The organism is Streptomyces sp. NPDC050263 (genome assembly GCF_040655955.1).
Taxonomy (GTDB): Bacteria; Actinomycetota; Actinomycetes; order Streptomycetales; family Streptomycetaceae; genus Streptomyces.
Map to the genome: position 1 here is coordinate 115,413 of NZ_JBFAKW010000010.1, position 24,296 is coordinate 139,708.

The 24,296-nt window shown below is 71.7% G+C and carries 27 protein-coding genes, 1 tRNA gene and 3 pseudogenes; 11 read left to right on the top strand and 20 right to left on the bottom strand.

Features of this window, described 5'->3' with window-relative positions; all coding sequences use genetic code 11:
- Positions 1–6 precede the first annotated feature (6 nt).
- Together AB0J04_RS07165 and AB0J04_RS07170 are read left to right on the top strand one after the other, a co-directional pair.
- Positions 7–1,464: an MFS transporter gene (locus tag AB0J04_RS07165; RefSeq protein WP_363167352.1), complete on the top strand. Its 1,458-nt coding sequence runs from the start codon at positions 7–9 to the stop codon at positions 1,462–1,464.
- Between the two features lie 107 nt (positions 1,465–1,571).
- Positions 1,572–2,426, top strand: coding sequence for a TetR/AcrR family transcriptional regulator (locus tag AB0J04_RS07170; protein ID WP_363167353.1), 855 nt, complete (start codon positions 1,572–1,574; stop codon positions 2,424–2,426).
- 9 nt (positions 2,427–2,435) lie between these two features.
- Here AB0J04_RS07170 and AB0J04_RS07175 read toward each other — a convergent pair whose 3' ends face one another.
- From AB0J04_RS07175 to AB0J04_RS07190, 4 genes are all read right to left on the bottom strand, one after another.
- Positions 2,436–2,906 (bottom strand): PPOX class F420-dependent oxidoreductase, encoded by a 471-nt coding sequence (locus tag AB0J04_RS07175; protein ID WP_363167354.1) that lies wholly within the window; start codon positions 2,904–2,906, stop codon positions 2,436–2,438.
- Positions 2,907–2,955: 49 nt separating this feature from the next.
- Positions 2,956–3,777: a YceI family protein gene (locus tag AB0J04_RS07180; protein WP_363167355.1), complete on the bottom strand. Its 822-nt coding sequence runs from the start codon at positions 3,775–3,777 to the stop codon at positions 2,956–2,958.
- A 76-nt stretch (positions 3,778–3,853) separates the two neighbouring features.
- Positions 3,854–6,439 carry an MFS transporter gene (locus tag AB0J04_RS07185; RefSeq protein WP_363167356.1) on the bottom strand — a complete coding sequence of 862 codons (2,586 nt, stop codon included), beginning with the start codon at positions 6,437–6,439 and terminating at the stop codon, positions 3,854–3,856.
- 13 nt (positions 6,440–6,452) lie between these two features.
- Positions 6,453–7,001 (bottom strand): MarR family transcriptional regulator, encoded by a 549-nt coding sequence (locus AB0J04_RS07190; RefSeq protein WP_363167357.1) that lies wholly within the window; start codon positions 6,999–7,001, stop codon positions 6,453–6,455.
- A gap of 244 nt (positions 7,002–7,245) precedes the next feature.
- Between AB0J04_RS07190 and AB0J04_RS07195 the strand changes: the two genes are divergently transcribed.
- Positions 7,246–7,443 carry a hypothetical protein gene (locus AB0J04_RS07195; protein WP_351907849.1) on the top strand — a complete coding sequence of 66 codons (198 nt, stop codon included), beginning with the start codon at positions 7,246–7,248 and terminating at the stop codon, positions 7,441–7,443.
- A 120-nt stretch (positions 7,444–7,563) separates the two neighbouring features.
- On the opposite strand, the gene AB0J04_RS07200 is transcribed toward AB0J04_RS07195, so the two are convergent.
- The 5 genes from AB0J04_RS07200 to AB0J04_RS07220 form a co-directional block, all read right to left on the bottom strand.
- Positions 7,564–8,343, bottom strand: a complete 780-nt coding sequence (locus AB0J04_RS07200; protein ID WP_363167358.1) for a hypothetical protein — start codon at positions 8,341–8,343, stop codon at positions 7,564–7,566.
- 65 nt (positions 8,344–8,408) lie between these two features.
- Positions 8,409–9,311 carry an RNA polymerase sigma factor SigF gene (locus AB0J04_RS07205; protein ID WP_351907853.1) on the bottom strand — a complete coding sequence of 301 codons (903 nt, stop codon included), beginning with the start codon at positions 9,309–9,311 and terminating at the stop codon, positions 8,409–8,411.
- A 301-nt stretch (positions 9,312–9,612) separates the two neighbouring features.
- Positions 9,613–10,497, bottom strand: a complete 885-nt coding sequence (locus tag AB0J04_RS07210; RefSeq protein ID WP_363167377.1) for an RNA polymerase sigma factor SigF — start codon at positions 10,495–10,497, stop codon at positions 9,613–9,615.
- A 239-nt stretch (positions 10,498–10,736) separates the two neighbouring features.
- Positions 10,737–11,030 carry a Dabb family protein gene (locus AB0J04_RS07215; RefSeq protein WP_363167359.1) on the bottom strand — a complete coding sequence of 98 codons (294 nt, stop codon included), beginning with the start codon at positions 11,028–11,030 and terminating at the stop codon, positions 10,737–10,739.
- Between the two features lie 17 nt (positions 11,031–11,047).
- Positions 11,048–11,218 (bottom strand): hypothetical protein, encoded by a 171-nt coding sequence (locus tag AB0J04_RS07220; protein ID WP_351907891.1) that lies wholly within the window; start codon positions 11,216–11,218, stop codon positions 11,048–11,050.
- Positions 11,219–11,464: 246 nt separating this feature from the next.
- Here AB0J04_RS07220 and AB0J04_RS07225 point away from each other — a divergent pair, with 246 nt between their 5' ends.
- Positions 11,465–11,719, top strand: a complete 255-nt coding sequence (locus tag AB0J04_RS07225) for a PLD nuclease N-terminal domain-containing protein (RefSeq protein ID WP_363167360.1) — start codon at positions 11,465–11,467, stop codon at positions 11,717–11,719.
- Here the strand turns inward: AB0J04_RS07225 and AB0J04_RS07230 are convergent.
- The 4 genes from AB0J04_RS07230 to AB0J04_RS07245 form a co-directional block, all read right to left on the bottom strand.
- Positions 11,714–11,798: transfer RNA gene (locus AB0J04_RS07230), tRNA-Ser, on the bottom strand. The genes AB0J04_RS07225 and AB0J04_RS07230 overlap by 6 nt on opposite strands.
- Before the next feature lie 67 nt (positions 11,799–11,865).
- Positions 11,866–12,297, bottom strand: a complete 432-nt coding sequence (gene tadA, locus AB0J04_RS07235; protein WP_363167361.1) for a tRNA adenosine(34) deaminase TadA — start codon at positions 12,295–12,297, stop codon at positions 11,866–11,868.
- A 56-nt stretch (positions 12,298–12,353) separates the two neighbouring features.
- Positions 12,354–12,908 carry a hypothetical protein gene (locus AB0J04_RS07240; protein WP_363167378.1) on the bottom strand — a complete coding sequence of 185 codons (555 nt, stop codon included), beginning with the start codon at positions 12,906–12,908 and terminating at the stop codon, positions 12,354–12,356.
- 324 nt (positions 12,909–13,232) lie between these two features.
- Positions 13,233–13,439: a hypothetical protein gene (locus tag AB0J04_RS07245; RefSeq protein ID WP_363167362.1), complete on the bottom strand. Its 207-nt coding sequence runs from the start codon at positions 13,437–13,439 to the stop codon at positions 13,233–13,235.
- Between the two features lie 136 nt (positions 13,440–13,575).
- On the opposite strand from AB0J04_RS07245, the gene upp reads away from it, so the two are divergent.
- Positions 13,576–14,211, top strand: a complete 636-nt coding sequence (gene upp, locus AB0J04_RS07250) for a uracil phosphoribosyltransferase (protein WP_363167363.1) — start codon at positions 13,576–13,578, stop codon at positions 14,209–14,211.
- A 57-nt stretch (positions 14,212–14,268) separates the two neighbouring features.
- Here the strand turns inward: upp and AB0J04_RS07255 are convergent, their stop codons facing one another.
- Both AB0J04_RS07255 and AB0J04_RS07260 read right to left on the bottom strand, forming a co-directional pair.
- Entirely contained in the window at positions 14,269–14,925 is a 657-nt protein-coding gene (locus AB0J04_RS07255) for a LytR C-terminal domain-containing protein (RefSeq protein ID WP_363167364.1), read from the bottom strand.
- Positions 14,926–15,070: 145 nt separating this feature from the next.
- A complete protein-coding gene (locus AB0J04_RS07260) occupies positions 15,071–15,367 on the bottom strand; it encodes a type II toxin-antitoxin system VapB family antitoxin (RefSeq protein WP_004943146.1) in 297 nt (98 codons plus the stop codon).
- A gap of 105 nt (positions 15,368–15,472) precedes the next feature.
- Here AB0J04_RS07260 and AB0J04_RS07265 point away from each other — a divergent pair, with 105 nt between their 5' ends.
- A complete protein-coding gene (locus AB0J04_RS07265; protein WP_363167365.1) occupies positions 15,473–17,086 on the top strand; it encodes a helicase HerA-like domain-containing protein in 1,614 nt (537 codons plus the stop codon).
- A 30-nt stretch (positions 17,087–17,116) separates the two neighbouring features.
- Here AB0J04_RS07265 and AB0J04_RS07270 read toward each other — a convergent pair whose 3' ends face one another.
- The 4 genes and pseudogenes from AB0J04_RS07270 to AB0J04_RS07285 form a co-directional block, all read right to left on the bottom strand.
- Complete coding sequence (locus tag AB0J04_RS07270; protein WP_363167366.1) at positions 17,117–17,239, bottom strand: hypothetical protein; 123 nt, start codon at positions 17,237–17,239, stop codon at positions 17,117–17,119.
- Positions 17,240–17,299: 60 nt separating this feature from the next.
- Positions 17,300–17,611 carry a hypothetical protein gene (locus tag AB0J04_RS07275; protein ID WP_363167367.1) on the bottom strand — a complete coding sequence of 104 codons (312 nt, stop codon included), beginning with the start codon at positions 17,609–17,611 and terminating at the stop codon, positions 17,300–17,302.
- Positions 17,612–17,818: 207 nt separating this feature from the next.
- Positions 17,819–18,412, bottom strand: coding sequence for an HhH-GPD-type base excision DNA repair protein (locus AB0J04_RS07280; protein ID WP_363167368.1), 594 nt, complete (start codon positions 18,410–18,412; stop codon positions 17,819–17,821).
- 79 nt (positions 18,413–18,491) lie between these two features.
- A pseudogene (locus tag AB0J04_RS07285) lies at positions 18,492–18,977 on the bottom strand (siderophore-interacting protein); the annotation flags it as partial.
- Between AB0J04_RS07285 and AB0J04_RS07290 the strand changes: the two are divergent.
- From AB0J04_RS07290 to AB0J04_RS07310, 5 genes and pseudogenes are all read left to right on the top strand, one after another.
- A pseudogene (locus AB0J04_RS07290) lies at positions 18,968–19,747 on the top strand (penicillin acylase family protein); the annotation flags it as partial. The pseudogenes AB0J04_RS07285 and AB0J04_RS07290 sit on opposite strands and share 10 nt — an antisense overlap.
- Positions 19,740–20,332: pseudogene (locus AB0J04_RS07295) on the top strand (GNAT family N-acetyltransferase). The pseudogenes AB0J04_RS07290 and AB0J04_RS07295, both read left to right, overlap by 8 nt.
- Entirely contained in the window at positions 20,329–20,814 is a 486-nt protein-coding gene (locus AB0J04_RS07300; protein WP_363167369.1) for a cupin domain-containing protein, read from the top strand. Before AB0J04_RS07295 ends, AB0J04_RS07300 begins: the two are co-directional and overlap by 4 nt.
- On the top strand, positions 20,811–21,563 hold the full coding sequence (locus AB0J04_RS07305) for an SDR family oxidoreductase (protein ID WP_363167370.1): 753 nt from the start codon (positions 20,811–20,813) through the stop codon (positions 21,561–21,563). The genes AB0J04_RS07300 and AB0J04_RS07305 overlap by 4 nt, the downstream gene beginning before the upstream one ends.
- Before the next feature lie 203 nt (positions 21,564–21,766).
- Positions 21,767–23,647, top strand: coding sequence for a copper resistance protein CopC (locus AB0J04_RS07310; protein ID WP_363167371.1), 1,881 nt, complete (start codon positions 21,767–21,769; stop codon positions 23,645–23,647).
- Between the two features lie 7 nt (positions 23,648–23,654).
- Here AB0J04_RS07310 and AB0J04_RS07315 read toward each other — a convergent pair whose 3' ends face one another.
- Positions 23,655–24,143 carry a thioesterase family protein gene (locus tag AB0J04_RS07315; protein WP_363167372.1) on the bottom strand — a complete coding sequence of 163 codons (489 nt, stop codon included), beginning with the start codon at positions 24,141–24,143 and terminating at the stop codon, positions 23,655–23,657.
- Positions 24,144–24,296: the final 153 nt, after the last annotated feature.

A 24,296-nucleotide genomic window follows, 5' to 3' on the forward strand; every position in this document is an offset into this window, starting at 1 on the left:
TATAACATGACTACGTACCCGTCCCCTCAGGCACAGCTCGTGGGCGGCCATCCCCGGCGCTGGCTGATCCTCGGGGTGATCTGTCTCGCGCAGCTCACCGTCCTGCTCGACAACACCATCCTGAACGTCGCGATCCCCTCGCTCACCCGTGAGCTGGGCGCGGCCACCTCCGACATCCAGTGGATGATCAACGCGTATTCGCTCGTCCAGTCCGGACTGCTGCTCACCGCGGGCAGCGCCGCCGACCGGTACGGCCGGAAGAAGATGCTGGTCACCGGCCTGGCGCTGTTCGGCGTCGGATCGGTGGTGGCCGGACTCGCCACCACGCCCGGCCAGCTGATCGCGGCGCGCGCGGGCATGGGGATCGGCGGTGCGCTGCTGCTCACCACCACCCTGGCCGTGGCGATGCAGATCTTCATGCCGGAGGAGCAGCCGAGGGCGATCGGCATCTGGGCCGCGGTGAACGCGCTCGGCTTCGCCACCGGCCCGCTGATCGGCGGGTTCATGCTGAACCACTTCTGGTGGGGCGCGATCTTCCTGATCAACCTGCCGGTCGCGGCCCTCGCCCTGGCGGCGGTGGTGGCCCTGGTCCCGGAGTCCAAGGCGGTACCTTTCCGGGGGACAACCCCCGGACCCCCGGAGCAGGGCGACCGCCCGGACCTGCTCGGCGCGGTCCTGTCCACCGTCGGGATGGCCTCGCTCGTCTTCGCGATCATCTCCGGCCCGGCGCACGGCTGGACGTCGTCGCGGGTGCTGGTGAGCGCGGCGGTGGCGGTCGTCGTCCTGGCGCTGTTCGCCTACTGGGAGAGCAGGATCCCGTACCCCATGCTCGACCTGGGCTTCTTCCGCGACCGCGGGTTCACGGGGGCGGTCGCCGGGGCGGTCCTGATCACCTTCGGGATGAGCGGCGCGCTCTTCCTGCTCACCCAGCATCTCCAGTTCGTCCTCGGATACGGGCCCCTGGAGGCGGGCCTGCGGACCGCGCCGCTCGCGCTGACCGTCGTCCTGCTCAACTTCAGCGGGGTGGCGGCGAAGCTGACAGTGAAGCTGGGGGCGCCGAGGGCGGTCCTGGCGAGCATGGTCGTGATGTCGGGCGGGCTGGTGTCGATCGCGACGACCGGCGAGGCCTACGCCGGGACCGCGGCCGGACTGGTCCTCATCGGCGTCGGCTGCGCGGTCGCCAGCCCGGCGATGGCCCACGCGATCATGAGTGCGATACCGCCGGCGAAGGCGGGCGTGGGCGCGGGGATCAACGGAACGCTGGCAGAGTTCGGGAACGGGCTGGGGGTGGCCGTCCTGGGGGCGGTGCTCAGTTCTTCCGTCGCGTCGGGGAAGTCGCTGTCGACCGGACTCGGGGTCGGGCAGGCGGTGGGGGCGGTGGCCGTGTTGCTGGGCGGTGTGGTGGCGGCGGGGCTGCTGCGCCGTGCGGGCCGGGCGGAGCGGGAGCCGGCGCCGGCGGCCTAGGCCGGGTCCCGGGGAAGTCGCAGATCGGAACGGTCCCGCGCTTCCCGGCGGCGGGTCGCCGCATAGCATCTTCCTCAGCGACCCGCAGTCGAGGAAGGTGCCCCGCCATGGCCGAGTCCGCCAAGGAAGCCGCGCACCACAGCGTGTGGGTGCAGGGCGCCGTGCGTCGGCGTGGGCGGGGCGGGGGACAGGTCTCCGGGCTCGACCGGGACCGGATCACCGAGGTCACCGTGCGGCTGCTGGACGCCGAGGGGCTGGCCAGGTTCTCCATGCGGCGGCTGGCGGCCGAGCTCAACGTGACGGCGATGTCCGTCTACTGGTACGTCGACACCAAGGACGACCTCCTCGAACTCGCCCTGGACGCGGTCTTCGGCGAGATGACCCTGCCCGACCCGGGCCCGGACCCCGGCCCGGAGTCCGACCTCGACCGGGAGTCCGACCCCGACCGGGAGTCCGACCCCGACCGGGAGCCCGACCCCGACTCGGAGCCCGGCTCCGGCGAGGACTGGCGCGGCCAACTGCGGGCGCTGGCCCGGGAGTACCGCACGCTGCTGGTCCGTCACCCCTGGGTGTCGCCGCTGGCGGGCACCTTCCTCAACCTGGGCCCGAACAACCTGGCCTTCTCCCGGGTCGTCCAGCACCTCATCCGCCGCACCGGGCTGCCCGTCCACGGTCTGGCGGCGGCCACGTCCTCCGTCTTCCAGTTCGTGTACGGCTTCGGCACGATCGAGGGCCACTTCAACGCCCGCGCCAAGGCCGTGGGCATGACCCCGGACGAGTACTTCCGGCACGCGATGAGCACGGTGACGCAGGCCCCGCAGGCCGCCGACATCGTCAAGGAGTCGCAGGACATCATGGCGGCCCGGGGCGGCGGCACGGTCGAGGAGATGTGGGAGCGGGACTTCGAGTTCTCCCTCGACCTGGTGATCGCGGGCATCGAGGCGATGGTGAAGCGGGGCTGAGCCGACGCCTTACTGGTCGGCGACGAGCCGAGCGGGGAACCCGCCCGTCGCCACCGGTCCCCACCGCTGCGGAGTGATCCGGATGATCGACTTGCCCTGCTTGAGCATGGCCGCCCGGTATTCGTCCCAGTCGGGGTGCTCGCCCGTGATGTTGCGGTAGTACTCCACGAGCGGCTCGACGGAGTCGGGCGCGTCGACGACCTCGGCCGTGCCGTCGATCTGGACCCACGGCCCGTTCCAGTCGTCGCTCAGGACGAGGACGCCGACCCGGTCGTCCCGCTTGGCGTTGCGGGTCTTGGCCCGCTCGGGGTAGGTGGACACGACGATCCGCCCGGAGTCGTCGACCCCGCAGGTCAGCGGCGAGGCCTGGGAGCTGCCGTCGGCGCGCCGGGTGAGCAGGATGGCGCGGTGCCGGGGGCGGACGAAGTCCAGCAGCTCGTCCAGGGAGACCTTGGTGTTCGTCGCGATGTTCGGTGCCATGGGGCCAGACTAGGCCGCGGGAGGCCGACCGTACGTGACCCTGCCCGTCCTATGCCTGCGGCAGCGCGTCCCCCTGCACCGCCTGGACGTCGAGCTCCACCTTCAGGGTCGTGCCGATGGCCGCGATGCCCGCCTGGACGACCTGGTTGTAGTTCATGGCGAAGTCCTCGCGCCGCAGTTCCGTCGTCGCCCGGAAGGCCGCACGGGTGCCGCCCCAGGGATCGGAGCCGGTGCCGAGGTAGGCGAGGTCGAGGTCGACGGGCCGTACGACACCGCGCAGGGCGAGCTCCCCGTGGACGGTCCAGCGGTCCTGTCCGGCCGCCGTCAGACCGGTCGAGCGGTAGGTGATCTCCGGGTACGTCTCCACGTCCAGGAAGTCCGCGGAGCGCAGGTGGGTGTCGCGCTGGGCGTTGCCGGTGTCGATGGAGTCAGCCCGGATCACCGCCTCCACCCGCGACCTGGCGACGTCGTCCGGGGCGACCTCGATCGCCGCCGAGAACTCCGTGAACCGGCCGCGCACGCTGGAGATGCCCAGGTGCTGGGCGACCGCGCCGACCGTCGAGTGCGCCGGGTCCACGGTCCAGGGGCCGGGCGGGGGCAGCTCCGTGCCGCCCAGCCGGGCCAGCGTCACGGTGCCGATCTCGGCCCGCCCGCTCGCCGTCACGATCGCGCTGGACGCCGTCGGCGCGTATCCGACGGCCGTGACGATCACGGTGTACGCCCCCGGGGCGAGCTCGGGCGCGTGCCGCACGGCGCCTTCCGCGTCGGCCTCGGCGCGCAGCACCTGGCCGCCCGTCATGTCGGTCACCGTGACGACCGCGTGCGACACGGCCCATCCGTCCCGCGTGCGGATCTTCGCGGTCAGTCCCATCTCACGTACTCCTCGACTGGAACCGGCCCGGTGCGGGGCGAACCCCCGCACCGGGCCGGAGCCGACAACTGGTGGACTACTCGCCGGGGTGGGCGAGTTCGATGTCGTGGCCGTCGACGCCGGCGCCCGCGACGGTCAGCGCGGTGGCCACCGGCGGATAGCCGGTCGCGATGACCGTGTACTCGCCGCCGTCGAGGTCGGCGAAGGCGTACGCCCCGTCCGCGCCGGTGGTGGCCGTGCCGATCACGTTGCCCGCCGCGTCCACGAGCGTCACGCGCGCGTCGGCCAGCGGACCGTACGGCGCCCGGACGACGCCCTGGAGCAGGGCGCCCGCGTCGAGGACGACCTCCACCCGGGTCACACCCGTGGCGCCGACCTCGACGGGCAGGGCGCGCGGCCGGAACCCGACGGCGTTCACCGCGACGGTCACGGCGCCCGGCACCAGCTCGGTGAAGGCGAACTCGCCCTGCTCACCGGTGGCCGCGGTGGCCAGCAGATCGCCGCGCACATCGGTCACGATCACCATCGCGTCCTTGACGACCTCGCCCGACTCGGCGGCCCGCACGACACCGCCGAGCCCGCTGGTCCCGCTGAGCAGGATGTCGTACGCGACCGGCTCGCCGTTCACCACGATCGTGGACGCCTGCGGCTGGAACCCGTCCGCGGAGGCGATCAGCACGTACGAACCCGTACCCGGCGCGTCGAGCCCGTAGGAGCCGTCGGCCTGCGCGACCGACCGGCCGAGCTGCCGTCCGGCGAGCGAGATCAGCGTGACGGCGGCCTGCGGGACGGGCGCGCTCTCCGCGCCGCGCACGAAGCCGTGCACCGGGACCCCGCCCGAGGGCGCCTGCGGCGCTTCGACGGTGGCGACGGCGGAGAGCCGCCGAGTACCCTCCGGACCGGCCGCGGGACCGGCCTCGACGGCCGACTCGGCGACGGCCCAGCTGGGGACCTTCTCCTCGGCAGCGACCGCGACCGCGGCCGAATCCTTCGCGGCCGAATCCTTCGCGGCAGGGGTCTCCGCGGCAGGGGTCTTCGCGGCAGGGGTCTCCGTCCGCCCCGTGGTCTCCGCCGCCCGGGCCGGCGCGCCCTTCGTCCGCAGCGGGACCTCTTTGATGAACAGGGTGATCAGCAGGGCGAGCAGCGCCAGACCGCCCGCGATCATGAAGACGTCCGCGATGCCGTGGCCGTACGCGCTCTCCATGACCGTGCGCAGCGGCGCGGGCAGCTTGTCCATGTCCGGGATCTGGCCGGAGGAACCGGAGGCGAGGGAGGCGTACTTGGGGCCGAGGTCGGCGATGCCGTCCTGGGCGTAGTCGGTGATGCGGTCGGCCATGACGGCGCCCAGCGCCGAGACGCCCATCGCACCGCCGAGCGACCGGAAGAAGGTGACGGTGGAGCTGGCCGAGCCGAGATCCTTCGCGTCGACCTGGTTCTGCGTGGAGAGGACCAGGTTCTGCATCATCATGCCGACGCCGAGACCCAGCAGCGCCATGAAGACCGCGGTCTTCCAGTAGTCCGTGTCGTAGCGGATGGTGCCGAGCAGTCCGAGGCCGGCCGTGATGAGCACACCGCCGCTGACCAGCCAGGCCTTCCACTTGCCGGTCTTGGTGATGAACTGCCCGGAGACCGTGGAGGAGATGAACAGGCCGCCGATCATCGGGATGGTCATGACGCCCGACATGGTCGGCGACTCGTCCCGGGCCAGCTGGAAGTACTGGGCGAAGAACACCGTGCCGGAGAACATCGCGACGCCGACGAACATCGAGGCGAGCGAGGAGAGGGTGATGGTCCGGTTGCGGAACAGCCGCAGCGGGATGATCGGCTCGGCGGCCCGCGACTCGACGAACACGAAGACGAGCGCGAGGAGGATCGAACCGGCGATCATCGAGTACGTCTGCCACGACAGCCAGTCGTACTTGTCACCGGCGAAGGTGACCCAGACCAGCAGCAGCGACACCGCGGCCGAGATGAAGAACGCGCCGGCCCAGTCGACCTTGACGTCCCGCTTCACGACGGGCAGGTGCAGGGTCTTCTGCAGCACGATCAGCGCGATGACGGCGAACGGCACGCCGACGTAGAAGCACCAGCGCCAGCCGAGCCAGCTCGTGTCGGTGATGACACCGCCGAGCAGCGGACCGCCGACGGTGGCCACGGCGAAGGTCGCGCCGAGGTAGCCGGAGTAACGGCCGCGCTCACGCGGCGAGATCATCGCCGCCATGACGATCTGCGCGAGGGCGGACAGCCCGCCGACGCCGACGCCCTGCACGACCCGGCAGGCGATCAGCATGCCGGAGTTCTGCGACAGCCCGGCAGCCGCCGATCCCAGGACGTAGATGACGAGCGCTATCTGGACGAGCGCCTTCTTGTCGTACAGGTCGGCGAGCTTGCCCCAGAGCGGGGTGGTAGCCGTCATCGCCAGCAGGGTGGCGGTCACGACCCAGGTGTAGGCGGACTGTCCGCCGCCGAGGTCGCCGATGATCTCCGGAAGGGCGTTCGAGACGATCGTGGACGACAGGATCGCCACGAACATCCCGAGCAGCAGCCCGGAGAGGGCCTCCATGATCTGCCGGTGGGTCATCGGAGCGGCCTCGGCGGAGCCGTGGGACCCTCCGCCGTGCTTCGCGTGAGCCCGCACACCGGCTGGTGTGGTCGTTGCCATGAGCTTCCTTCTCTTACGTTGCTTCCGCGGGTGTACGGGTGGTCGCTGTCCGTTCGCTTACGGGAACGGGGGGTGGGGGCGCGGGCGGCGCGGGCGGGGGCTCCGGCGGCGTCGGCGGCCGGTGCGCGATCGTCCGGCAGTCGCCGAAGCTGGTGCGCAGCCGGGTCAGCAGCCCGATGAGCAGGCCGACCTCGGCGTCCGTCCAGTCGTCCAGCCGCTCCGCCAGCAGGTCGGCGCTGCGCCGGGACAGCTCGGCGAGCATCGCGTGGCCCGCGGGGGTGAGGCGCAGGATGCGGGAGCGTTTGTCCGCCGGGTCCGGGGAGCGTTCGAGCCAGCCCCGCTCGGCGAGATGCGCGGCATGTCTGCTGGTCACCGACATGTCGACGGCGAGCAGTTCGGACAGGTTGCTCATGCGCATGTCCCCGTGGCGGCCGAGCAGCGCCAGTACGGCGGCCGAGCCCGCGGAGCAGTCCTGCGGCAGGATCCGCCCGAGGTCTCGCTTCACGGCGCCGACGGCGCTGAGCTGTCGTGCCAGTTCCTCGTACTGGGCCTGCGCGGCCATCACACCTCCCGTTTTTGTTGCTTAGGGCAACCATAGAAGCAGTTGGTTGCTGCAGGCAAATAAAGGCGAGGGGGGTGCCGCAAAAAGTTGGCAAAGGCAAGTATTGCTCGGGTAAACGTGCAGGTCGCGTCCGTGGTCCTGGTGACGAACCCGCTGGTCGAGGCGGCCGGACCGGTCGACCGTGCAGGCGCTGTGGCGACCCCCACTTGGGCCGCACCCGCCGTTTTCGCTAGTGTCTCGGCCCATGGCTAACACGCAGGGCCCCCAGGGCAACCACGACCCCGCCGGCAGCACCCAGATGTTCCGCGCGTTCGTCGACGAGGGCGCCCCTCGGGCCGCCCAGCCGGCTCCCGCGCCGGCCGGCCCCCGCATCGGCCTGATCGTCGGCATCGTCGCCGCGGTCGTGATCGTCGCGGCGGTCGCTTGGCTGGCGCTGAAGTAGGCAGTCCTTGAAGTAGGCAGCCCTCGAATTGGGCAGCCCTCGAATTGGGCAGCCCTTGCACTGGGCAGTCCTTGAACTGGGCCGCCTTTGAACTGGGCCGCCCTTCTCGGCAGGTCCTTCTCACTCCCACCGCACGGAGACGTCCCGCGTCTCGACGTGCATCCCCAGCGGGACCCGCCACGCGTCGACGCACACCCGCCAGGTCCGCTCGCCACGCGCGCCGGCTGCGATCGGCGTGGGCAGCGGGGCCGTCGACTCACGGGTCGCCCAGTCGATGCCGAGCGCGTCGACGATGTGCGTCCCGAAAGTGACCGTGCCGGAACCCACCGCCGCGCCGCCCGAGTTGTGGAAGGCGAGGGTGACGTCCTCGCACCACCGCTGATCCGTGTCCGCGCGGACGGGCTCGCTCAGGGAGAGGGCGGCCGGTCCGGCGGACGCGCCGCCGGAGGGGGTCGGGAGCGGGGCCGTGGGCGTGGGTGCGGGGGAGTTCGGGGTCGTACGGCCGCCCTCGCCCACCTCGCCCCCTCGGTCGCCCTCGCCGCCCTGGCCGTTCTCGCCGGTCGAGGTCTGCGGTGAACCGGAACCGGGCTCCGTGAGGCGCGAGGTGCCGTTCCCCGCCTCGTTCGCAGTCGTTCCCGTCGTGCCGGGATCGGGCTTGCCGTCAGGGGAGTCGCCGTCCAGCGGAACGAGCCGCACCGCGCCCGTCGGATCCGCCGAGTCGCCCGTACGCGCGCCCGGCGGCGCCGGGTCGCCCGCGGCGCCGATGGCGACGTAGTCGCCTCCCTGGCCGTCGCCCCCGCAGCCGGTCAGCAGTCCCGCCGCTCCCATCACGACGGCGGCGGCCGCCGACGCGCCCCATACGGCGCCCCGGCGGCCACATGCCCGTGTCGGACTTCGCATCGCGACAGTGTCCCTGACGCTCCGTCAGGAGGGAAGTCCCCTGCCCGATCGGGAAGTCGGGCGGTTCAGTCGGAGATCAGGCCCTCGCGCAACTGGGCCAGGGTCCGGGTGAGGAGGCGGGAGACGTGCATCTGGGAGATGCCGACCTCCTCGCCGATCTGCGACTGGGTCATGTTGGCGAAGAAGCGCAGCATGATGATCCGGCGCTCACGAGGCGGCAGCTTGGCCAGCAGCGGCTTCAGCGACTCGCGGTACTCCACGCCCTCCAGGGCCGTGTCCTCGTAGCCGAGGCGGTCGGCCAGGGAGCCTTCGCCGCCGTCGTCCTCCGGGGCCGGGGAGTCCAGCGAGGAGGCCGTGTAGGCGTTGCCGACCGCGAGGCCGTCGACGACGTCCTCCTCCGACACGCCCAGCACCGCGGCGAGTTCGGCGACCGTCGGGGAGCGGTCCAGCTTCTGGGAGAGCTCGTCACTGGCCTTGGTGAGGGCCAGGCGCAGCTCCTGGAGGCGGCGCGGGACGCGCACCGACCACGACGTGTCGCGGAAGAAGCGCTTGATCTCGCCCACGACCGTCGGCATCGCGAACGTCGGGAACTCCACGCCCCGTTCGCAGTCGAAGCGGTCGATCGCCTTGATCAGGCCGATGGTGCCGACCTGGACGATGTCCTCCATCGGCTCGTTGCGCGAGCGGAACCGGGCCGCCGCGTACCGCACCAGCGGGAGGTTGAGCTCGATGAGGGTGTCCCGGACGTACACGCGCTCGGGGCTGTCCTCGGCGAGCGTGGCCAGTCGCAGGAACAGGGAGCGGGACAGGGTGCGGGTGTCGATGGCCCCCGTGGCCGTGAGAGCCGGGGCTTCGGGGGCCTCGGGGGCCATGACGTCGTCGAGCACGTCGGGCTCGACAGGCACGACGGGCGCGGATTCGCTCTTGGTGAGCGTGAGCACCTTCGAGCTGCCCTGATCTGCGGACATGCCACCCCCTTTGGGTCGCGGGACGGTCGCGGCGAACGCTCTTGCTTGAGGAACGTCAGCCTTCACCTGAATACCGGCGCCGAGGCCCCGGCAAACGCGCTTCCGGCAGAATGTCACATGTCGGCAACACGCTGTAGTGACATGTCGACATGTGAGTAACGAAACGGCCCTGGAAAGAGGGGGTGTGACGGTTTTTCAGCTCAGATACGCCGGGATCGACTTTGTTGACCGATTCGCTCCCGGAGGTGACGTCTCGCTCGTGCTTGCGATCCCCGATCGAGTTACGTGTCCGAGCCTCGGATCACGCTTCGATGCGGTTGGCCGAGCGCAGTCGCTGGAAGCTACGCGCCAGTAGCCGGGACACGTGCATCTGGGACACGCCGAGTTCCGCGCTGATCTGGGACTGCGTCAGATTGCTGTAGTAGCGCAGCAGGAGGATGCGCTGCTCGCGCTCCGGGAGCTGGACCAGAAGGTGGCGGACGAGGTCGCGGTGCTCCACGCCGTCCAGCGCCGGGTCCTCGTAGCCGAGGCGGTCCAGCAGGCCGGGCAGCCCGTCGCCCTCCTGGGCCGCCTCCAGCGAGGTCGCGTGGTACGAGCGGCCCGCCTCGATGCAGGAGAGCACATCGTCCTCGGCGATGCGCAGCCGCTCGGCGATCTCGGCCGTCGTCGGAGTGCGGCCGAAGGCGGTGGTCAGGTCCTCGGTCGCGCCGTTGACCTGCACCCACAACTCGTGCAGCCGGCGCGGTACGTGGACCGTGCGGACGTTGTCCCGGAAGTACCGCTTGATCTCGCCGACGACCGTGGGCATGGCGAACGTCGGAAACTGCACGCCCCGGTCCGGGTCGAAGCGGTCGATGGCGTTGATCAGACCGATGGTGCCGACCTGGACGACGTCCTCCATGGGCTCGTTGCGGGAGCGGAAGCGGGCGGCGGCGTAGCGCACGAGCGGGAGGTTGGCCTCGATGAGCGCCCCGCGCACCCGGTTGTGCTCCGGCGTGCCCGGCTGGAGCTCCTTGAGCTCGGTGAACAGCACCTGGGTCAGTGCCCGGGTGTCGGCGCCGCGCCGCCGCTCGGGCGTGAGGACGGCTTCCGGGGCGGGTGTCGGGGCGGGTGTCGGCACGATCTCCGGGGCGGGTGCCAGGGGTGCCTCTTCCTGAGGCGGCGCAGTACTGGCCGACACGGTCAACGCCACCTCTTCGTCAGGTCAACATCGGTCAACTCATCCATCAAAAGCGGTCATAGCATCACAAGACATGTGCACTGTGTGCAAGCACCTCATAAAGCCGTGTTGAGGGAGAAGTTGGGCTATTCATCGTCGTTCGGACGCACAAAAGCCCCCCGCCGTTCCGGCGGAGGGCCCTGTACCGGCGAAGTGCCGACGAATTTCCCGCGATGATCCGGCGATGTTCCGGCGTCGGGGACGGCTCAGAACTCGTAGTCGGCGACCACCCAGGTGGCGAACTCCCGCCACAGCGCGACGCCCGCCTGATGGGCCGGGTGCTCGAGGTACCGCTTCAGCGCGTCCGCGTCCTCGACGGCCGAGTTGATGGCGAAGTCATAGGCGATGGGACGGTCGCTGACGTTCCAGCCCAGCTCCCAGAACCGCAGCTCGTCGACCTGCCCGCTCAGGGCCCGGAAGGCCGCTTCGCCCCGCACGACCCGGGGATCGTCGCGCTCGACGCCCTCGTTCAGCTTGAAAAGGACCAGATGGCGGATCATGGGCACTCCCGTACGTGCTACTTCGCCCCGTCGGCGAGCCAGGTGAAGAAGTCCCCGATGGCCTTGGCGGCGTCCGATATGCCCTCGAAGCCTATCTGGACGTAGTCCGCCGCCTTGGACGGGTCCGTGATGATCACGTAGAGCACGAAGACCACGAGTACGTAGACGGCGATCTTTTTGGCGTTCACCGCCACCTGGCCTCCCCTGTATGTGCCCACCTGGGCCCCTGTTGACGGCGGCGAGTGTAACCGCAAGTGCGATTTTCACACCGCTTTTGAGTGTGTGCGGCGCGTTCGTGAACCGATCGCGAGCGGATTCGTGAACCGGATCGTGAACCGATCGGGGGCCGTCATCCGATGAGGGGGAGAACGCACCCGGCGCGAAGGGCGCGAGGGGCCCGAAGGCCGCGAAGGGCCGAACGAGAGGGAAGACGAATGCTGGGAATGATGGACCTGCCGCTCGCTGCTCTGATGCTGCTCGCTGCCCTGCTGATCCTGTCGGCGATGGTCGACTGCATCCGCACCCCCGCGGAGCAGGTCCGGTACGTGCCGAAGCTGCTGTGGGTGCTCTTCCTGCTGCACGCCCCGGTCATCGGCGGCCTCGTCTGGCTGTACCTGGGCAAGAAGCCGATACCGAACAAGGCGAAGGGCCCGACCTCTGGGGTCGAGCCCTTCGCTCAAGCGCGGTAGCGGAGGGATTTGAACCCTCGGTGACTTGCGCCACACTCGCTTTCGAGGCGAGCTCCTTCGGCCGCTCGGACACGCTACCGAGAGAGACCTTACAGCACGGTGAGCCCCGGTTTGAAATCGGTATTAGGAGGGGGTTCGGGGAGGGCTCAGCGGTCGCGAAAGAACTCCGTGAGGAGTTCCGAGCAACGCTGCGCGAGGACGCCCTCGACGACCTCCGGGCGGTGGTTGAGCCGCCGGTCGCGGACGACGTCCCACAGGGAGCCGACCGCGCCCGCCTTGTCGTCACGGGCGCCGTAGACGACCCGGTCGACCCGGGACTGCACGATCGCGCCCGCGCACATCGTGCACGGTTCGAGGGTCACCACCAGCGTGCAGCCGGACAGCCGCCACTCCCCGAGCGCGGCCGCCGCCCGCCGGACGGCGAGCACCTCGGCGTGGGCCGTCGGATCGCCGCCGGCCTCACGTTCGTTGTGGCCGGCCGCCAGGACCGTCGTGCCGTCCGGACCCAGCACGACGGCGCCGACCGGGACGTCTCCGCCCTCGCCGGCCAGCCCGGCCTCTTTCAGGGCGAGCCGCATCGCGGCCCGCCAGCGGTCGCGTACGGGGTCGGGCGTCCGACCCCGGTCGGGTGCGGTCAGCGGACGGTCTCCAGGACCTCCGAGGCGCCCAGGGCCTCGGCGATCTCGGTGACGGCGTCCTCGGACAGCGACCTCAGTTCCTTCTCGCCGACGCCGAGGTCGTCGAGGATGCGGGCGTCGCCGACCGGGCCGTGCGGCACGGCCTCGGCGGAGCCGACGGCCTCCGTGCCACCGGAGTCCTCATCGTCGTTGTCGTCGCTGTCGTTGTCGTTCTCACCGTCCTCGGTGCCGTCGAGGTCGAGGGCGTCCAGGTCGTCGTCGTCACCCGGATCCCTTCCGAGCAGTTCGTCGGTGAGCAGGATCTCGCCGTACGAGCTGCGGGCGGCGGCTGCGGCGTCGGAGACGAAGATGCGAGGGTCCTCCTCGCCGTCGATGCGGACGACTCCGAACCAGGAGTCCTCCTGCTCGATCAGCACGAGCACCGTGTCGTCGTCGGGAGAGGCCTCCCGGGCCAGGTCGGCCAGATCCGACAGGGTCTCCACATCGTCGAGCTCTGTGTCGCTCGCTTCCCACCCGTCTTCGGTGCGCGCGAGCAGTGCGGCGAAGTACACCGTGACTCTCCCACTGGTCATAGGCGTGCCGGTTGGGGGTCCCCCCGGCGGAGGTTACGGGCGGAGAGAGAGCTCAGGCTCCGAGCCCCACCCACTCGGAATCGTGGCAGAAACAAGGCGTTCAGGGGACGTCTTCGGCTCCCTGTGTCCGGTGGTTTTGATCGCACGTCCGTGGTGACGTCCGTGCGCGACTCACCAGCACACTCGTTGCGGCCACGAGCGGATCGTACGCGGCTTTCCCGTGCGCGCACGCACGCCCACCCCATGCGACACCCGTGGCGGTGGCGATCTTCCCCGTATGCCCCAAGTCCCGTACGGCTGCGGCTACCAGCGGAAGGTGCGCATGCGCATCGCGTGGCGCAGGCGGGCGGTCTTCGCGCGGCGCGGCGAGACCCGGTCGCGCAGTTCGCGGGCCTCGGCCAGGTCGCGCAGGAACCGGGCGCGGCGCCGACGGCGCTCGGCGTCGGCCTGGGCGTCGGTCTCGGCGGGCTCCGCCGCTTTCGGCGGCTCGTCGTCAGGCAGGTCGGACATCGGCACACCACCCCGGGCAGCTCGGTGCGTCTGCACACCTTTTCCCCGGTTTCCCTCCGACGGGCGGTTTGATGCCGACGAACGGCGCAGGCCCGGGGGACGGCGGGGCGGGTTCGGCCCGGTTACTGTTGTGGCCATGCGTCTCCACGTCGTCGACCACCCTCTGGTCGCCCACAAGCTCACCACGCTGCGCGACCAGCGCACGGACTCCGCGACCTTCCGCCGGCTGGCCGACGAGCTGGTCACCCTGCTCGCCTACGAGGCCACGCGCGACGTGCGCACCGAGCTGGTCGACATCAAGACGCCGGTCGCCTCGACCACCGGCGTCAAGCTCTCCTACCCGCGCCCGCTGGTCGTGCCGATCCTGCGCGCGGGCCTCGGCATGCTGGACGGCATGATGCGGCTGCTGCCGACCGCCGAGGTGGGCTTCCTGGGCATGATCCGCAACGAGGAGACGCTCGAGGCGTCCACGTACGCCACGCGCATGCCGGAGGACCTCTCCGGCCGCCAGGTGTACGTCCTGGACCCGATGCTGGCCACCGGCGGCACGCTGGTCGCCGCGATCCGCGAGCTGATCCGGCGCGGCGCCGACGACGTCACGGCCGTGGTGCTGCTCGCCGCCCCCGAGGGCGTCGAGATCATGGAACGCGAACTTGCGGGCACCCCGGTCACGGTCGTCACGGCAGCCGTCGACGACCACCTCAACGAACACGGCTACATCGTCCCGGGCCTGGGAGACGCGGGCGACCGCCTGTACGGCGCAGCCGAGTAACCCGCCCCCGAGCGGCCGGGTCGCCCCGGCCGGCCGGACCCACCTCGCCAGAAGCCGCTAGCAGGTCTTCTTCGTGGTGGCTGTCGGGTGGGGTTCGGCCAGGGCTGTCAGGGCCTTGGTCGCGGCTGCCTGGGGGGTCAGGGTCTTGAAGCCGTTGCCGATGATCAGGTCGACGGTCGTGCCGGTGCGGGCGGCGTCGGTGCGGCGCTCGGCGGTGCCGAGTTGCGTGGCGAGGACCGGCAGCGAGGTGTTCAGCGAGGACGCGGGGCCCAGCAGTATCCCGGTGCCGGTGACCTTCTTGTCGTACTGCTTGCCGGCGTTGCCCACCTCGCCGATCTTGAAGCCGCGTTTCCTCAACTCGTCCGCGGTGGTCTTGGCGAGGCCGCTGCGGGTCGTGGCGTTGAAGACGTTCACGGTGATCTGGGCCGGCTTGGGCACCGTGCCCGCGGCGGCGGAAGCTGCGGCGGAGGGCCCCGGGCTCGCCTTCGTCGTGTTCTTCGCGCAGGTGGCGCCAGCCGCCGAGGCCGTCCCGCCGCCGCCCGTGAAGACGTCGATGAGCTGCAGAGTGCCCCAGCCGGCCACGCCGAGCACAGCACCGCAGCCGACGACCACGACGGCCAGCCTGCCGCGTCGTCGGTGGGGGCGCATGCGGGGGTATTTGTCCCCCGTGATCCGGTACTTGCCGCCCATGCCGGGGGGAGTCAGCATGCTCATGGGCGCAGCGTAGTGCGCCCGGGCGGCCGTGACTAATAAAGGATCATCCGACACCGGGTATGGGTGCGAGAAAGAACCCGAACGGGTCAACCGCAGGGTTCATCCCGTGTCCGACCGGGGGTCGGCGGCAGTGCTCGGGCCGTGCTCAGTCCAGCTCGAGCACGCGCGCGTGCAGCACCTGTCGCTGCTGGAGCGCCGCCCGCACCGCGCGGTGCAGCCCGTCCTCCAGATACAGGTCGCCCTGCCACTTCACGACGTGCGCGAAGAGGTCGCCGTAGAACGTGGAGTCCTCCGCGAGCAGGGTTTCCAGGTCGAGCTGCTGCTTGGTGGTCACCAGCTGATCGAGGCGGACCGGGCGCGGCGCGACGTCCGCCCACTGCCGGGTGCTTTCCCGGCCGTGGTCGGGGTACGGCCGGCCGTTTCCGATGCGCTTGAAGATCACACGGAAAGCCTACCGGTCCAGACGTTCCGGGCGCAGCCATGGAGACGGAGTGCGACGCTGGAAAAGACGTGATGAACGGGGGTAAAACGGAACGAGGGCCTGCCGATGACCGAGTCGACGAGCGCCGCTGACATCGCCGCCGGGTACGCCTTCACCGGCCCCGCCCTCGACTTGGGCGCGCTCTTGTGGGACGGCGCGTGCCTGCCCGACGCCCCGGTCCGGATCCCTCTGCCCATGCTGAACAGGCACGGCCTGGTCGCGGGAGCCACCGGCACCGGAAAGACCAAGACGCTCCAGCTGATCGCCGAGCAGCTCTCGGCACAGGGCGTGCCCGTCTTCCTCGCGGACGTGAAGGGCGATCTGTCCGGAGTCTCGGCTCCCGGGGCGGCGAACGACAGGGTCCGGGGGCGGGCCGCGGAAGTCGGCCAGAAATGGACGGCGACGGGCTTCCCCGCGGAGTTCTACGCCCTCGGCGGCCTCGGTCACGGCATTCCGCTGCGGGCCACGATCACCAGCTTCGGCCCGGTGCTCCTGGCCAAGGTGCTGCAGCTCAACCGGACCCAGGAACAGTCCCTCGGCCTGGTCTTCCACTACGCGGACACCAAGGGTCTGGAGCTGGTCGACCTCAAGGACCTGCGGTCCGTCGTCGCCTTCCTCACCTCCGACGAGGGCAGGACGGAGCTGAAGAGCATCGGCGGTCTGTCGACGGCCACGGCCGGGGTGATCCTGCGTTCCCTCACCGCCTTCGAGGCCCAGGGCATGGCGAGCTTCTTCGGCGAGCCGGAGTTCGACACGGCCGACCTCCTGCGCACGGCGTCCGACGGCCGCGGGATCGTCTCGGTGCTCGAACTGCCCGCAGTCCAGGACAAGCCGCAGCTCTTCTCGACGTTCCTGATGTGGCTGCTGGCCGACCTCTTCCACGACCTTCCGGAGGTCGGCGACGCGGACAAACCGGGGCTCGTCTTCTTCTTCGACGAGGCACACCTGCTCTTCAGCGACGCGTCCAAGGCGTTCCTCGACTCCCTCACGCAGACCGTCCGGCTGATTCGCTCGAAAGGGGTGGGCGTGTTCTTCGTCACGCAGACCCCGAAGGACGTACCCGGCGACGTCCTCGCCCAGCTCGGCAACCGGGTCCAGCACGCGCTGCGGGCCTTCACCCCGGACGACCAGAAGGCCCTCAAGGCCACGGTCAAGACGTTCCCCGACTCCGCCTACGACCTGGAGGAACTGCTCACCGGGCTGGGCACCGGCGAGGCCGTCGTCACCGTCCTCAGCGAGAAGGGGGCCCCGACGCCGGTCGCCGCGACCAGGCTGCGCGCTCCCGAGTCGCTGATGGGCCCGGTCGACGGCCCGGCGCTGGACCGGGCGGTGCGGGCCTCCCCGCTCCACGAGCGGTATGCACAGGCTGTGGACAGAGAATCGGCGTTCGAGAAGCTGGCGGCCCGGGAAGAGAGCGAGGCCGCCCTGCCGAAGCCGAAGCCGAAGCCGAAACCGGAACCGGAACCGGAACCGAAGGCAGCCCAGGAAGCCGGCGAAGCCAGGGAACCCGGCGAGGCCGAAGAAGCCGGTGCCGGTGCAGCGGAGTCCAAGGCGGAGCGTTCCGTCGTCGAGCAGGTCGTCGGCAGTGGCATGTTCAAGTCGCTGGCCCGGTCCGTCGGCACGCAGATCGGCCGTGAGATCACCCGCTCCCTCTTCGGTACGGCCCGGCGGAGGCGGTAGCCCGCCTCCGCCGACCGGTCGTGTCGGCGATCAGCGGTCCTGATTCTCCCGGGGCTGCTGCGGACGCGGATCCTTCACCTGTGGCTTCGGCGAGCTGCGGGCGGCCTCCGCGCGCAGCAGGGCGCGCAGGACGGCGTACGGGTCTACGGGCATGACACTTTCCCTCGCATGTTCCTCGCGTGAGTGCTGACGGGCCTGGGGGGACGGCGTCGGTCAGCAGCGCAGGACCACGGTGCGCAGGGTGTGCAGGGCGTCCGGGGCCCTTGGCGGCGCGGGGCGCGGCCGGTCCGCCGGGACGCCGGGCGCCGGGGCCGGGAGCGGCGCCGGGCGCAGGGGTGCGGCGGGACGGTGGGCGCCGAAGGCGGGTCGCAGCGCCGTGTCGAGGACGTCGTACTCGATGATCTCGGCGGCGGCGACCGGCGCGGCGGAGAGCTCACCGGGCGTGCCCGGCGCCAGCAGGGCGAGGAGCACGGCGAGCACCCGTAGCCAGGCGCGGCTGCGGGGGTGACTGCGTGCGGTGCTCATGGGAGGTCATCTCCCCGCGACACGCCCGCCGTTCAGCACGCCGGACGCGAGAACCACCTGTTCGGGGGAGGGGCGTACGGCGGTCAGGGGTATTTCCCCCGCCTCCCGCACCTGCATTGCTTGCCTCCCGCACCTCCCTTGCTTGCTTCGCCGCCTCCCTTGCTTGCCTCCCGCACCTCCCCCGCTTGCCTCCCGCACCTCCCCCGCTTACTTCGCTGCCGCCTTCGCGGCCTTCGCCGCCGCCTTCATCTCCTGCTTGTGCGCCCGCACCTTCGCCAGCGACTCCGGGCCGGTGATGTCGGCGACGGAACGGAAGGACTTCGCCCCGCCGTACGGGCCGGCCGCCTCCCGCCAGCCCGTGGGCCGGACGCCGAGCTGCTTGCCCAGCAGGGCGAGGAAGATCTGCGCCTTCTGCTTGCCGAAGCCGGGCAGTTCCTCGAGCCGCTTCAGCAGGTCCCTGCCGCTGCCGACGTCCTTCCAGACGGCCCCGGCATCGCCGTCGTAGTGCTCGACGAGGTACTGGCAGAGCTGTTGGACGCGCTTGGCCATGGAGCCGGGGTAGCGGTGCACGGCCGGCTTCTCGGAGAGCAGTGCGACGAACGCATCCGGGTCCTGGGCGGCGATGTCGTGCGCGTCCAGGTCGTCGGCGCCGAGCCGGTCGGCGATGGTCCGGGGGCCCTTGAACGCCCACTCCATCGGAACCTGCTGGTCCAGCAGCATCCCGACCAGCGCGGCGAGCGGGGACCGCCCGAGGAGCTCGTCGGCCTCGGGGTCCTGGGAGAGGTGAAGGGTGACGTCCATGCGTAGATGATCCCGCCTGCGCCCCCGGCTCGCGCGCCGATGCCCGCTACGACGGTGCCGGCTCGCGCGCCGATGCCCGCTACGACGGTGCCGGCTCGTGCGCCGATGACCCTGGGGGCCTGCCCTGGCTCGCGCGCCAGTAGCCCAGCGCGTGCAGCCGTTCCTTCGGGACGCTCAGTTCCTTGCGGAGGTACGCCGACAGCGTCCTGGTGGTGCGGGTGTCGCAGGCGATCCAGACGTAGGGGTCGGGGGTCGCCCGGAGCAGTTCGGGCAGCTCGGCCTTCACCCGTTCGACGAGGTGCGCGCCCGAGTCCTGCCGGGGCACGTGCCGTATCTCGTGGCGGTCCGGGTGGGTGCGGACGGGAAGGTCCTCGGTGTGCTCCGGGGCGCCCTCGAACCAGACGGTCGCCGGTGCGCCGCCGAGCGCGCCCGTGTCGAGCAGGGAGTTGATGGCGGGCAGGGAGGCCGGGTCGCCGATCACGAGGAGGTGGGAGGGGGCCGGGGCGGGCGGTTCGAAGCCGGTGCCCTGGACGGTCGCGCCGATCGTGTCGCCGGGCCGCGCCGCACCGCGCCGACCGGATCCGCGCGCTGCTGGCGGAACGCCGGCAGTGGTCCGCCGCCGACATGCCGGCGATTCACACGGACACCCATCTGGCGTCCGCGGCACCCCTGTTGGAGCACGTCGCAGCCCTGGACGGCCTGACCGGCCCGGCCGCCGAACTCCGCGACGGCCTGCTGCGCTGGAACCGCCGGATGGACGCCGACAGCGAGGCGGCGGCCCGGTTCGCGGCTCTGCGCGGCGCGCTGGTCCGCCGCCTTGCCGCGCACCCGGCCTTCGCGGCCCTGACCGGCCCGCCCGCCTACCCGGAGGTCTTCCTCCCCTGGCTCGCCCTCGTCCCGCGGATCGGCTTCGCCCTCCAGCACCTCCTGCGCGCCGAGGAGCTGTACGGGATCGACCGGCCGGAACTCGTCCGGGAGGTCCTCGAAGAAGTCGCCGGGCAACCGGCCGGGCGCTGGGGCGACACCCACCGCCTCGCCCCCTGGCGGGCGCTGCCCGACCCGTCGGACGAACCCCCGGCCCTCACCGGCGACCACGACTGTGTGCTGTGCACCTCGGCCGTTCCCGGCTGGACCGACCTCGCCGCCCGCGGCCCGGCCGCCCGTTACGTATGGGCCCTGGCCCGCCGCGAGGACAGCCTGTGGGTCGTCCCCCACGGCGCGTCGGGCGTCCCGGATCACCCGCACCACCACGACCAGCTGCCCCTGTGGCTCAAGGGCGAGCTGGCCCCGGTCGTCACCGACTGGGCGCAGCTGACGAAGGAGAGCGATGTCTGACCGGTATGTCCATGAAGGGCGCGTCGACGGGTTCGGCACCGTCCGCCTGAGAGCCCTCGACGCCGAGGGCGACGCGGACGTCGTCCACTCCTGGGTGAGCGAGAAGCGGGCCGTGTTCTCGGGCATGAACGGTCTGACGCGGGACCAGGTCGCGGAGGTCTACGCCCACCTGGCCGGCCTCGACACCCATCACGCCTTCCTGGCCGAGCTGGACGGCGTCCCGGTCGCCCTGCTCCAGACCTACGAGCCGGCCGAGGACCGGGTCAGCGAGGTCTACCGGGTCGAGCCCGGAGACATCGGCATCCACCTGCTCGTCGCGCCCGCCGGCGAACAGGGCGCGCGGTCGGGCTGGTCGGCGGCCCTGATGGGCGTGCTCGCCGCGTACGTGCTGGTCGGCCTGGACCGGCGCCGGGTCGTGGTGGACCCCGACGTGGCAACGAGAAGGCGGTCGCCCGCTTCCTGCGGCAGGGCTTCGAGGAGGGGCCGGTCGTCAACCTGCCGGAGATCGTCCTGCCGGACGTCCACCTCCCGGAGAAGAAGGCGCAACTGGCCTTCCTGCGCCGGGAGGTAGCGTTCCCCGGGTGACCTCACCGCTCACCCCCGAAGACCTCGTCGCCCACTACGACCTGGAGCCGATACCCCGCGAGGGCGGCCTGTTCCGCCGCACCTGGGCGGGTCCCGAAGGGCCGGACGGCCGCCCCGCCGGCTCCGCGATCGTCGCGCTGCTCACCGCCGGCGACCACTCGGCCCTGCACCGGCTGCCCACCGACGAGGTCTGGCACTTCTACCTCGGCGACCCGCTGGAGCTGCTGCTCCTCGCCCCCGACGGCACCTCCCGCACGGCCGTGCTCGGCCCGGACGTCCTCGGCGGACACCAGCCGCAGCTCACCGTGCCCGCCCGCACCTGGATGGGCGCCCGGGTGGCCGCCGGGGCCGCCTGGAGCTTCCTCGGCTGCACGATGGCCCCCGGCTTCACCTACGCGGACTACGAACACGGGGACGCGGACCGTCTCACGGCGCGTTATCCGGACCGGGCGCACCTGATCAGGGAACTGTGCCGTCCATGACGTTGCTGGCGGGCCGGGTGGCCCTGATCACGGGGGCGAGCGGCGGCATCGGCCGCGGCATCGCGCTGCGGTTCGCCCAGGAGGGCGCGGCGGTGGCGCTGCACTGCCGCACGGGTGCGGACGCCGCGGGGGCGCTCGCGCGGGAGATCGGCGAGCGGGCCGTCGTCCTCCCGGGCGCCGACCTCACCGTCGAGGACGACTGCCGGAGCCTGGTGGCACAGGCCGCCCAGTGGGGCGGCGGACGGCTCGACGCCCTGGTCAACAACGCGGGCGTCCAGCCGGTCCAGCCGCTGCCCCAGATGACCGCGGCGGACTGGCGGGCGGTCGTGGACACCAACCTGACCAGCGTGTTCGCTTGCACACAGGCGGCGGCGGAGGCGATGCGCGAGCACGGCGGGACCATCACCCACATCGCCTCCGTGGAGGCGGGCAGCCCGACTCCGGGCCACGCCCACTACTGCGCCGCCAAGGCGGCCGTCGTGATGCACGCGCGGGCGGCGGCGCAGGAGTACGGGCCGTTCGGCATCCGTGTGAACACGGTCTCGCCCGGTCTCATCGACCGGGCGGGCCTGGCCGAGGCCTGGCCCGAGGGCGTACGGCGCTGGCGGGCGGCGGTCGCGGTGGACCGACTGGGCCGCCCGGAGGACGTCGGCGACGCCTGCGTGTTCCTGGCCTCGCCGCTCGCGTCCTGGATCACCGGGCACGACCTGGTGGTGGACGGCGGGGTGTCGGCCCGGCCGACCTGGTGAACCGGATGCCCGGTGCATGCGTACGTATCTGCGAGCACGCGAGTCTCAAGTCTCAGGCAAGGCGGAGCGGTGACGTGGGCGAAGGGCGCGATGACGGACGACACGGCAGTCAGCGGCACGGCGGCGGGGCAACCGGCGGCGAGCGCCACGGCGGTCGGGGACCAGGTCGACCCGGCGGTCGGCGCCGGCGACTTCAAGGGCTGGTGCTGCTGGGCACCGTGCTGGTCCTGCTCCTCCTCGGCGGCGGACCGGCCTCGGCGCACGCGGCTCTCCGCAGCGCCGACCCCGCCGACGGAAGCGTCGTCAAGACTGCACCCGACTCCATCACCCTCACCTTCACCGAGTCGGTAGGCCTGCTCGACGACTCCTTCCGCGTCTTCGACCCCGACAACCAGCGGGTCAAGACGGGCAAGGCCGGGCACGCGGACGGCCGCGCCGACACCGCGCGCGTCACCCTCCCCGGCAAGCTCGCCACCGGCACCTTCACGGTCGCCTGGCGGGTCGTGTCGGCGGACAGCCACCCGATCGCCGGCGCCTTCACCTTCTCCGTGGGCGAACCGTCCGCGATCCCGCCGGCCCTGCCCAGCACCTCCGTGGAGAACCCGGCCACCAGCGGCCTGTTCAACATCGGCCGCTATGTCGCGTACCTCGCGGCGGCCCTGCTCATCGGCACGGCCTGCTTCATCGCCGTCTGCGGACCGCCGGACGTCCGGCCGCTGCGCAGGCTGCTGAAGGCCGGCTGGTGGGCGCTCGCCGGATCGACGGTGTTCCTGCTGCTGCTCCGCGCCCCCTACGAGACCGGCACCGGCCCGGCCGAGGCCCTCGACCCCTCGGGTCTGACCCGCACCCTGGGCACCCGCCCGGGCCTCGCCCTGCTCGCGCGCCTCGCGCTGCTGGCGGCGGTCGCGGTCCTCCTGCTGCGGCAGCGGGGGCTGATCGAGCGGCGGGAGCGGCCGTCCCGCGCGACCTTCCTGACCGGCGCCGCGCTGGCGGTGGGCCTGACCCTGACCTGGGCGGCCGCCGAACACGCGTCGGCCGGCATCCAGGTCCCGGCGGCGATGACGTCGTCGGTGCTGCATCTGCTCGCGATGGCGGCCTGGCTGGGCGGCCTGACGGCCCTGCTCACCCTGATGTTCCGGGCGTCCCTCCCGTCCCGCGTGGTCGGCCGCTTCTCCCGACTGGCGGGCTGGTCGGTGACCGTCCTGGTGGTGACCGGCGTCTACCAGTCCTGGCGCGGCCTCGGCTCCGTGTCCGCGCTGACGGACACCACGTACGGCCGGGTCCTGCTCGCCAAGCTGGCCGCGGTGACGCTGCTGCTGGTCGCGGGCGCGTGGTCGCGGCGGACGGTGACAACCGAAAGGACGGCGAGGAACGTGACGGCTGAGACGGTCGAGACGACCGGGACGACCGGGACGACCGAGAAGGCGGCGGAGCAGGATGCGCGGGTCCCGGAGCCGGTGAGCGCCTTGGCGAGCGGCTCGGCGGGCGGTTCGGCAAGCGCCTCGGTGAGCACGTCCGTCGCCGAGCAGCCGTCGGCCGGCAAGGCTCCGGCCTCGCCCGCCCTCACCCCCGCCGAGGACGCCCGGCGCCGGGCGCTGCGCAGGTCCGTGCTGGTCGAGGTCGTCGTCTCGGTCGTCGTGCTCGTGCTCACGACCGTGCTGACGGGCACCCTGCCCGGCCGGGCGGCGGCCGAGGCGGCGACGGCGGAGCAGTCCGCCGGGCTGCCCGTGGCCTCCGTGACCGACGTCCCCTTCACCATCACCGCCCCCGGCGGCAGGGCCGGCAGCTTCAGCGGCAAGGTGCAGGTGACCCTCGACCCGGGCCGGGTCGGCGACAACAACCTCCAGGCCGTGGTCTACGGCCCCGACGGCGGCTTCGTCAGCATCCCCGAACTGCGCGTCTCCTTCAGCCTTCCCGCCCAGGACGTCGGTCCCCTCGACGCCAAGGTCACCAACCGGGGCGGCTACTTCGCCGCCGACGCGGTCAACCTGCCCATGCCCGGCGAGTGGGAGATGAAGGTGACCGTGCGGGTGTCGGACATCGACCAGGTGAGCGTGGAGAAGCCGGTGCGGATCGTGCGCTGACGTCGCCTCAGCGTCCCGCCGGGTCGGGAGCGGCGTGGCGCGCCGCCAGCGCGCGCTCCGCCTCCTCCAGCCGGCGTGAGCACCGGGCGTCCGGGTCGTAGGCCACGGCCGTGCTCACGCAGGTGCAGAACACCTGGGAGTCGAACGTGACCCGGCTGGTGACCCGGAAGGACGAGCGGCGCACGTCGCCGATCGTGGTCGTGATGGTGACGGGCTCGGGCTGCACGGCGAGCGGCTGTGTGTAGTCGAGCTCGTGGCGGGCGTAGACGAACCGGGGGCGGATCTGCTGCCCGGGGAGGCCCGGGCGCAGATAGAACATGTCGAAGTGGGCGTCCTGGATCATCTCCAGCAGCCGGACGTTGTTCACATGGTTCATGGCGTCCAGGTCGCTCATGCGTACCTGGCGCAGATAGAGGTGCGGTCGGCTCTCCGGCAGGTCATGGGGCGTGCGCCCGGTGCTCGTGCGGCGGATGTCGGTCGCCAGGGCGTGGGACAAGACGGTCACTCCTCGGATGTGCTGCGGGGCTGCGGGGCCGGGCCGGACACGGCCTAGACCCGGACTTCGCGGGTCACCGTTTCAGGTCTGTGGCCAGCGGGTCTGTCCGATGTCGGTGTCGAGGAGATCGAGGAGGTGGAGTTGAACGCCACG

What these genes read in the sequence shown, in the direction of transcription:
- AB0J04_RS07165 (WP_363167352.1), top strand. Translation starts at nt 7, where the DNA reads ATGACTACGTACCCGTCCCCTCAGGCACAGCTCGTGGGCGGCCATCCC.
- AB0J04_RS07170 (WP_363167353.1), top strand. Translation starts at nt 1,572, where the DNA reads ATGGCCGAGTCCGCCAAGGAAGCCGCGCACCACAGCGTGTGGGTGCAG.
- AB0J04_RS07175 (WP_363167354.1), bottom strand. Translation starts at nt 2,906, where the DNA reads ATGGCACCGAACATCGCGACGAACACCAAGGTCTCCCTGGACGAGCTG.
- AB0J04_RS07180 (WP_363167355.1), bottom strand. Translation starts at nt 3,777, where the DNA reads ATGGGACTGACCGCGAAGATCCGCACGCGGGACGGATGGGCCGTGTCG.
- AB0J04_RS07185 (WP_363167356.1), bottom strand. Translation starts at nt 6,439, where the DNA reads ATGGCAACGACCACACCAGCCGGTGTGCGGGCTCACGCGAAGCACGGC.
- AB0J04_RS07190 (WP_363167357.1), bottom strand. Translation starts at nt 7,001, where the DNA reads ATGGCCGCGCAGGCCCAGTACGAGGAACTGGCACGACAGCTCAGCGCC.
- AB0J04_RS07195 (WP_351907849.1), top strand. Translation starts at nt 7,246, where the DNA reads ATGGCTAACACGCAGGGCCCCCAGGGCAACCACGACCCCGCCGGCAGC.
- AB0J04_RS07200 (WP_363167358.1), bottom strand. Translation starts at nt 8,343, where the DNA reads ATGCGAAGTCCGACACGGGCATGTGGCCGCCGGGGCGCCGTATGGGGC.
- AB0J04_RS07205 (WP_351907853.1), bottom strand. Translation starts at nt 9,311, where the DNA reads ATGTCCGCAGATCAGGGCAGCTCGAAGGTGCTCACGCTCACCAAGAGC.
- AB0J04_RS07215 (WP_363167359.1), bottom strand. Translation starts at nt 11,030, where the DNA reads ATGATCCGCCATCTGGTCCTTTTCAAGCTGAACGAGGGCGTCGAGCGC.
- AB0J04_RS07225 (WP_363167360.1), top strand. Translation starts at nt 11,465, where the DNA reads ATGCTGGGAATGATGGACCTGCCGCTCGCTGCTCTGATGCTGCTCGCT.
- tadA (WP_363167361.1), bottom strand. Translation starts at nt 12,297, where the DNA reads ATGCGGCTCGCCCTGAAAGAGGCCGGGCTGGCCGGCGAGGGCGGAGAC.
- AB0J04_RS07245 (WP_363167362.1), bottom strand. Translation starts at nt 13,439, where the DNA reads ATGTCCGACCTGCCTGACGACGAGCCGCCGAAAGCGGCGGAGCCCGCC.
- upp (WP_363167363.1), top strand. Translation starts at nt 13,576, where the DNA reads ATGCGTCTCCACGTCGTCGACCACCCTCTGGTCGCCCACAAGCTCACC.
- AB0J04_RS07255 (WP_363167364.1), bottom strand. Translation starts at nt 14,925, where the DNA reads ATGAGCATGCTGACTCCCCCCGGCATGGGCGGCAAGTACCGGATCACG.
- AB0J04_RS07265 (WP_363167365.1), top strand. Translation starts at nt 15,473, where the DNA reads ATGACCGAGTCGACGAGCGCCGCTGACATCGCCGCCGGGTACGCCTTC.
- AB0J04_RS07270 (WP_363167366.1), bottom strand. Translation starts at nt 17,239, where the DNA reads ATGCCCGTAGACCCGTACGCCGTCCTGCGCGCCCTGCTGCGCGCGGAG.
- AB0J04_RS07275 (WP_363167367.1), bottom strand. Translation starts at nt 17,611, where the DNA reads ATGAGCACCGCACGCAGTCACCCCCGCAGCCGCGCCTGGCTACGGGTG.
- AB0J04_RS07280 (WP_363167368.1), bottom strand. Translation starts at nt 18,412, where the DNA reads ATGGACGTCACCCTTCACCTCTCCCAGGACCCCGAGGCCGACGAGCTC.
- AB0J04_RS07305 (WP_363167370.1), top strand. Translation starts at nt 20,811, where the DNA reads ATGACGTTGCTGGCGGGCCGGGTGGCCCTGATCACGGGGGCGAGCGGC.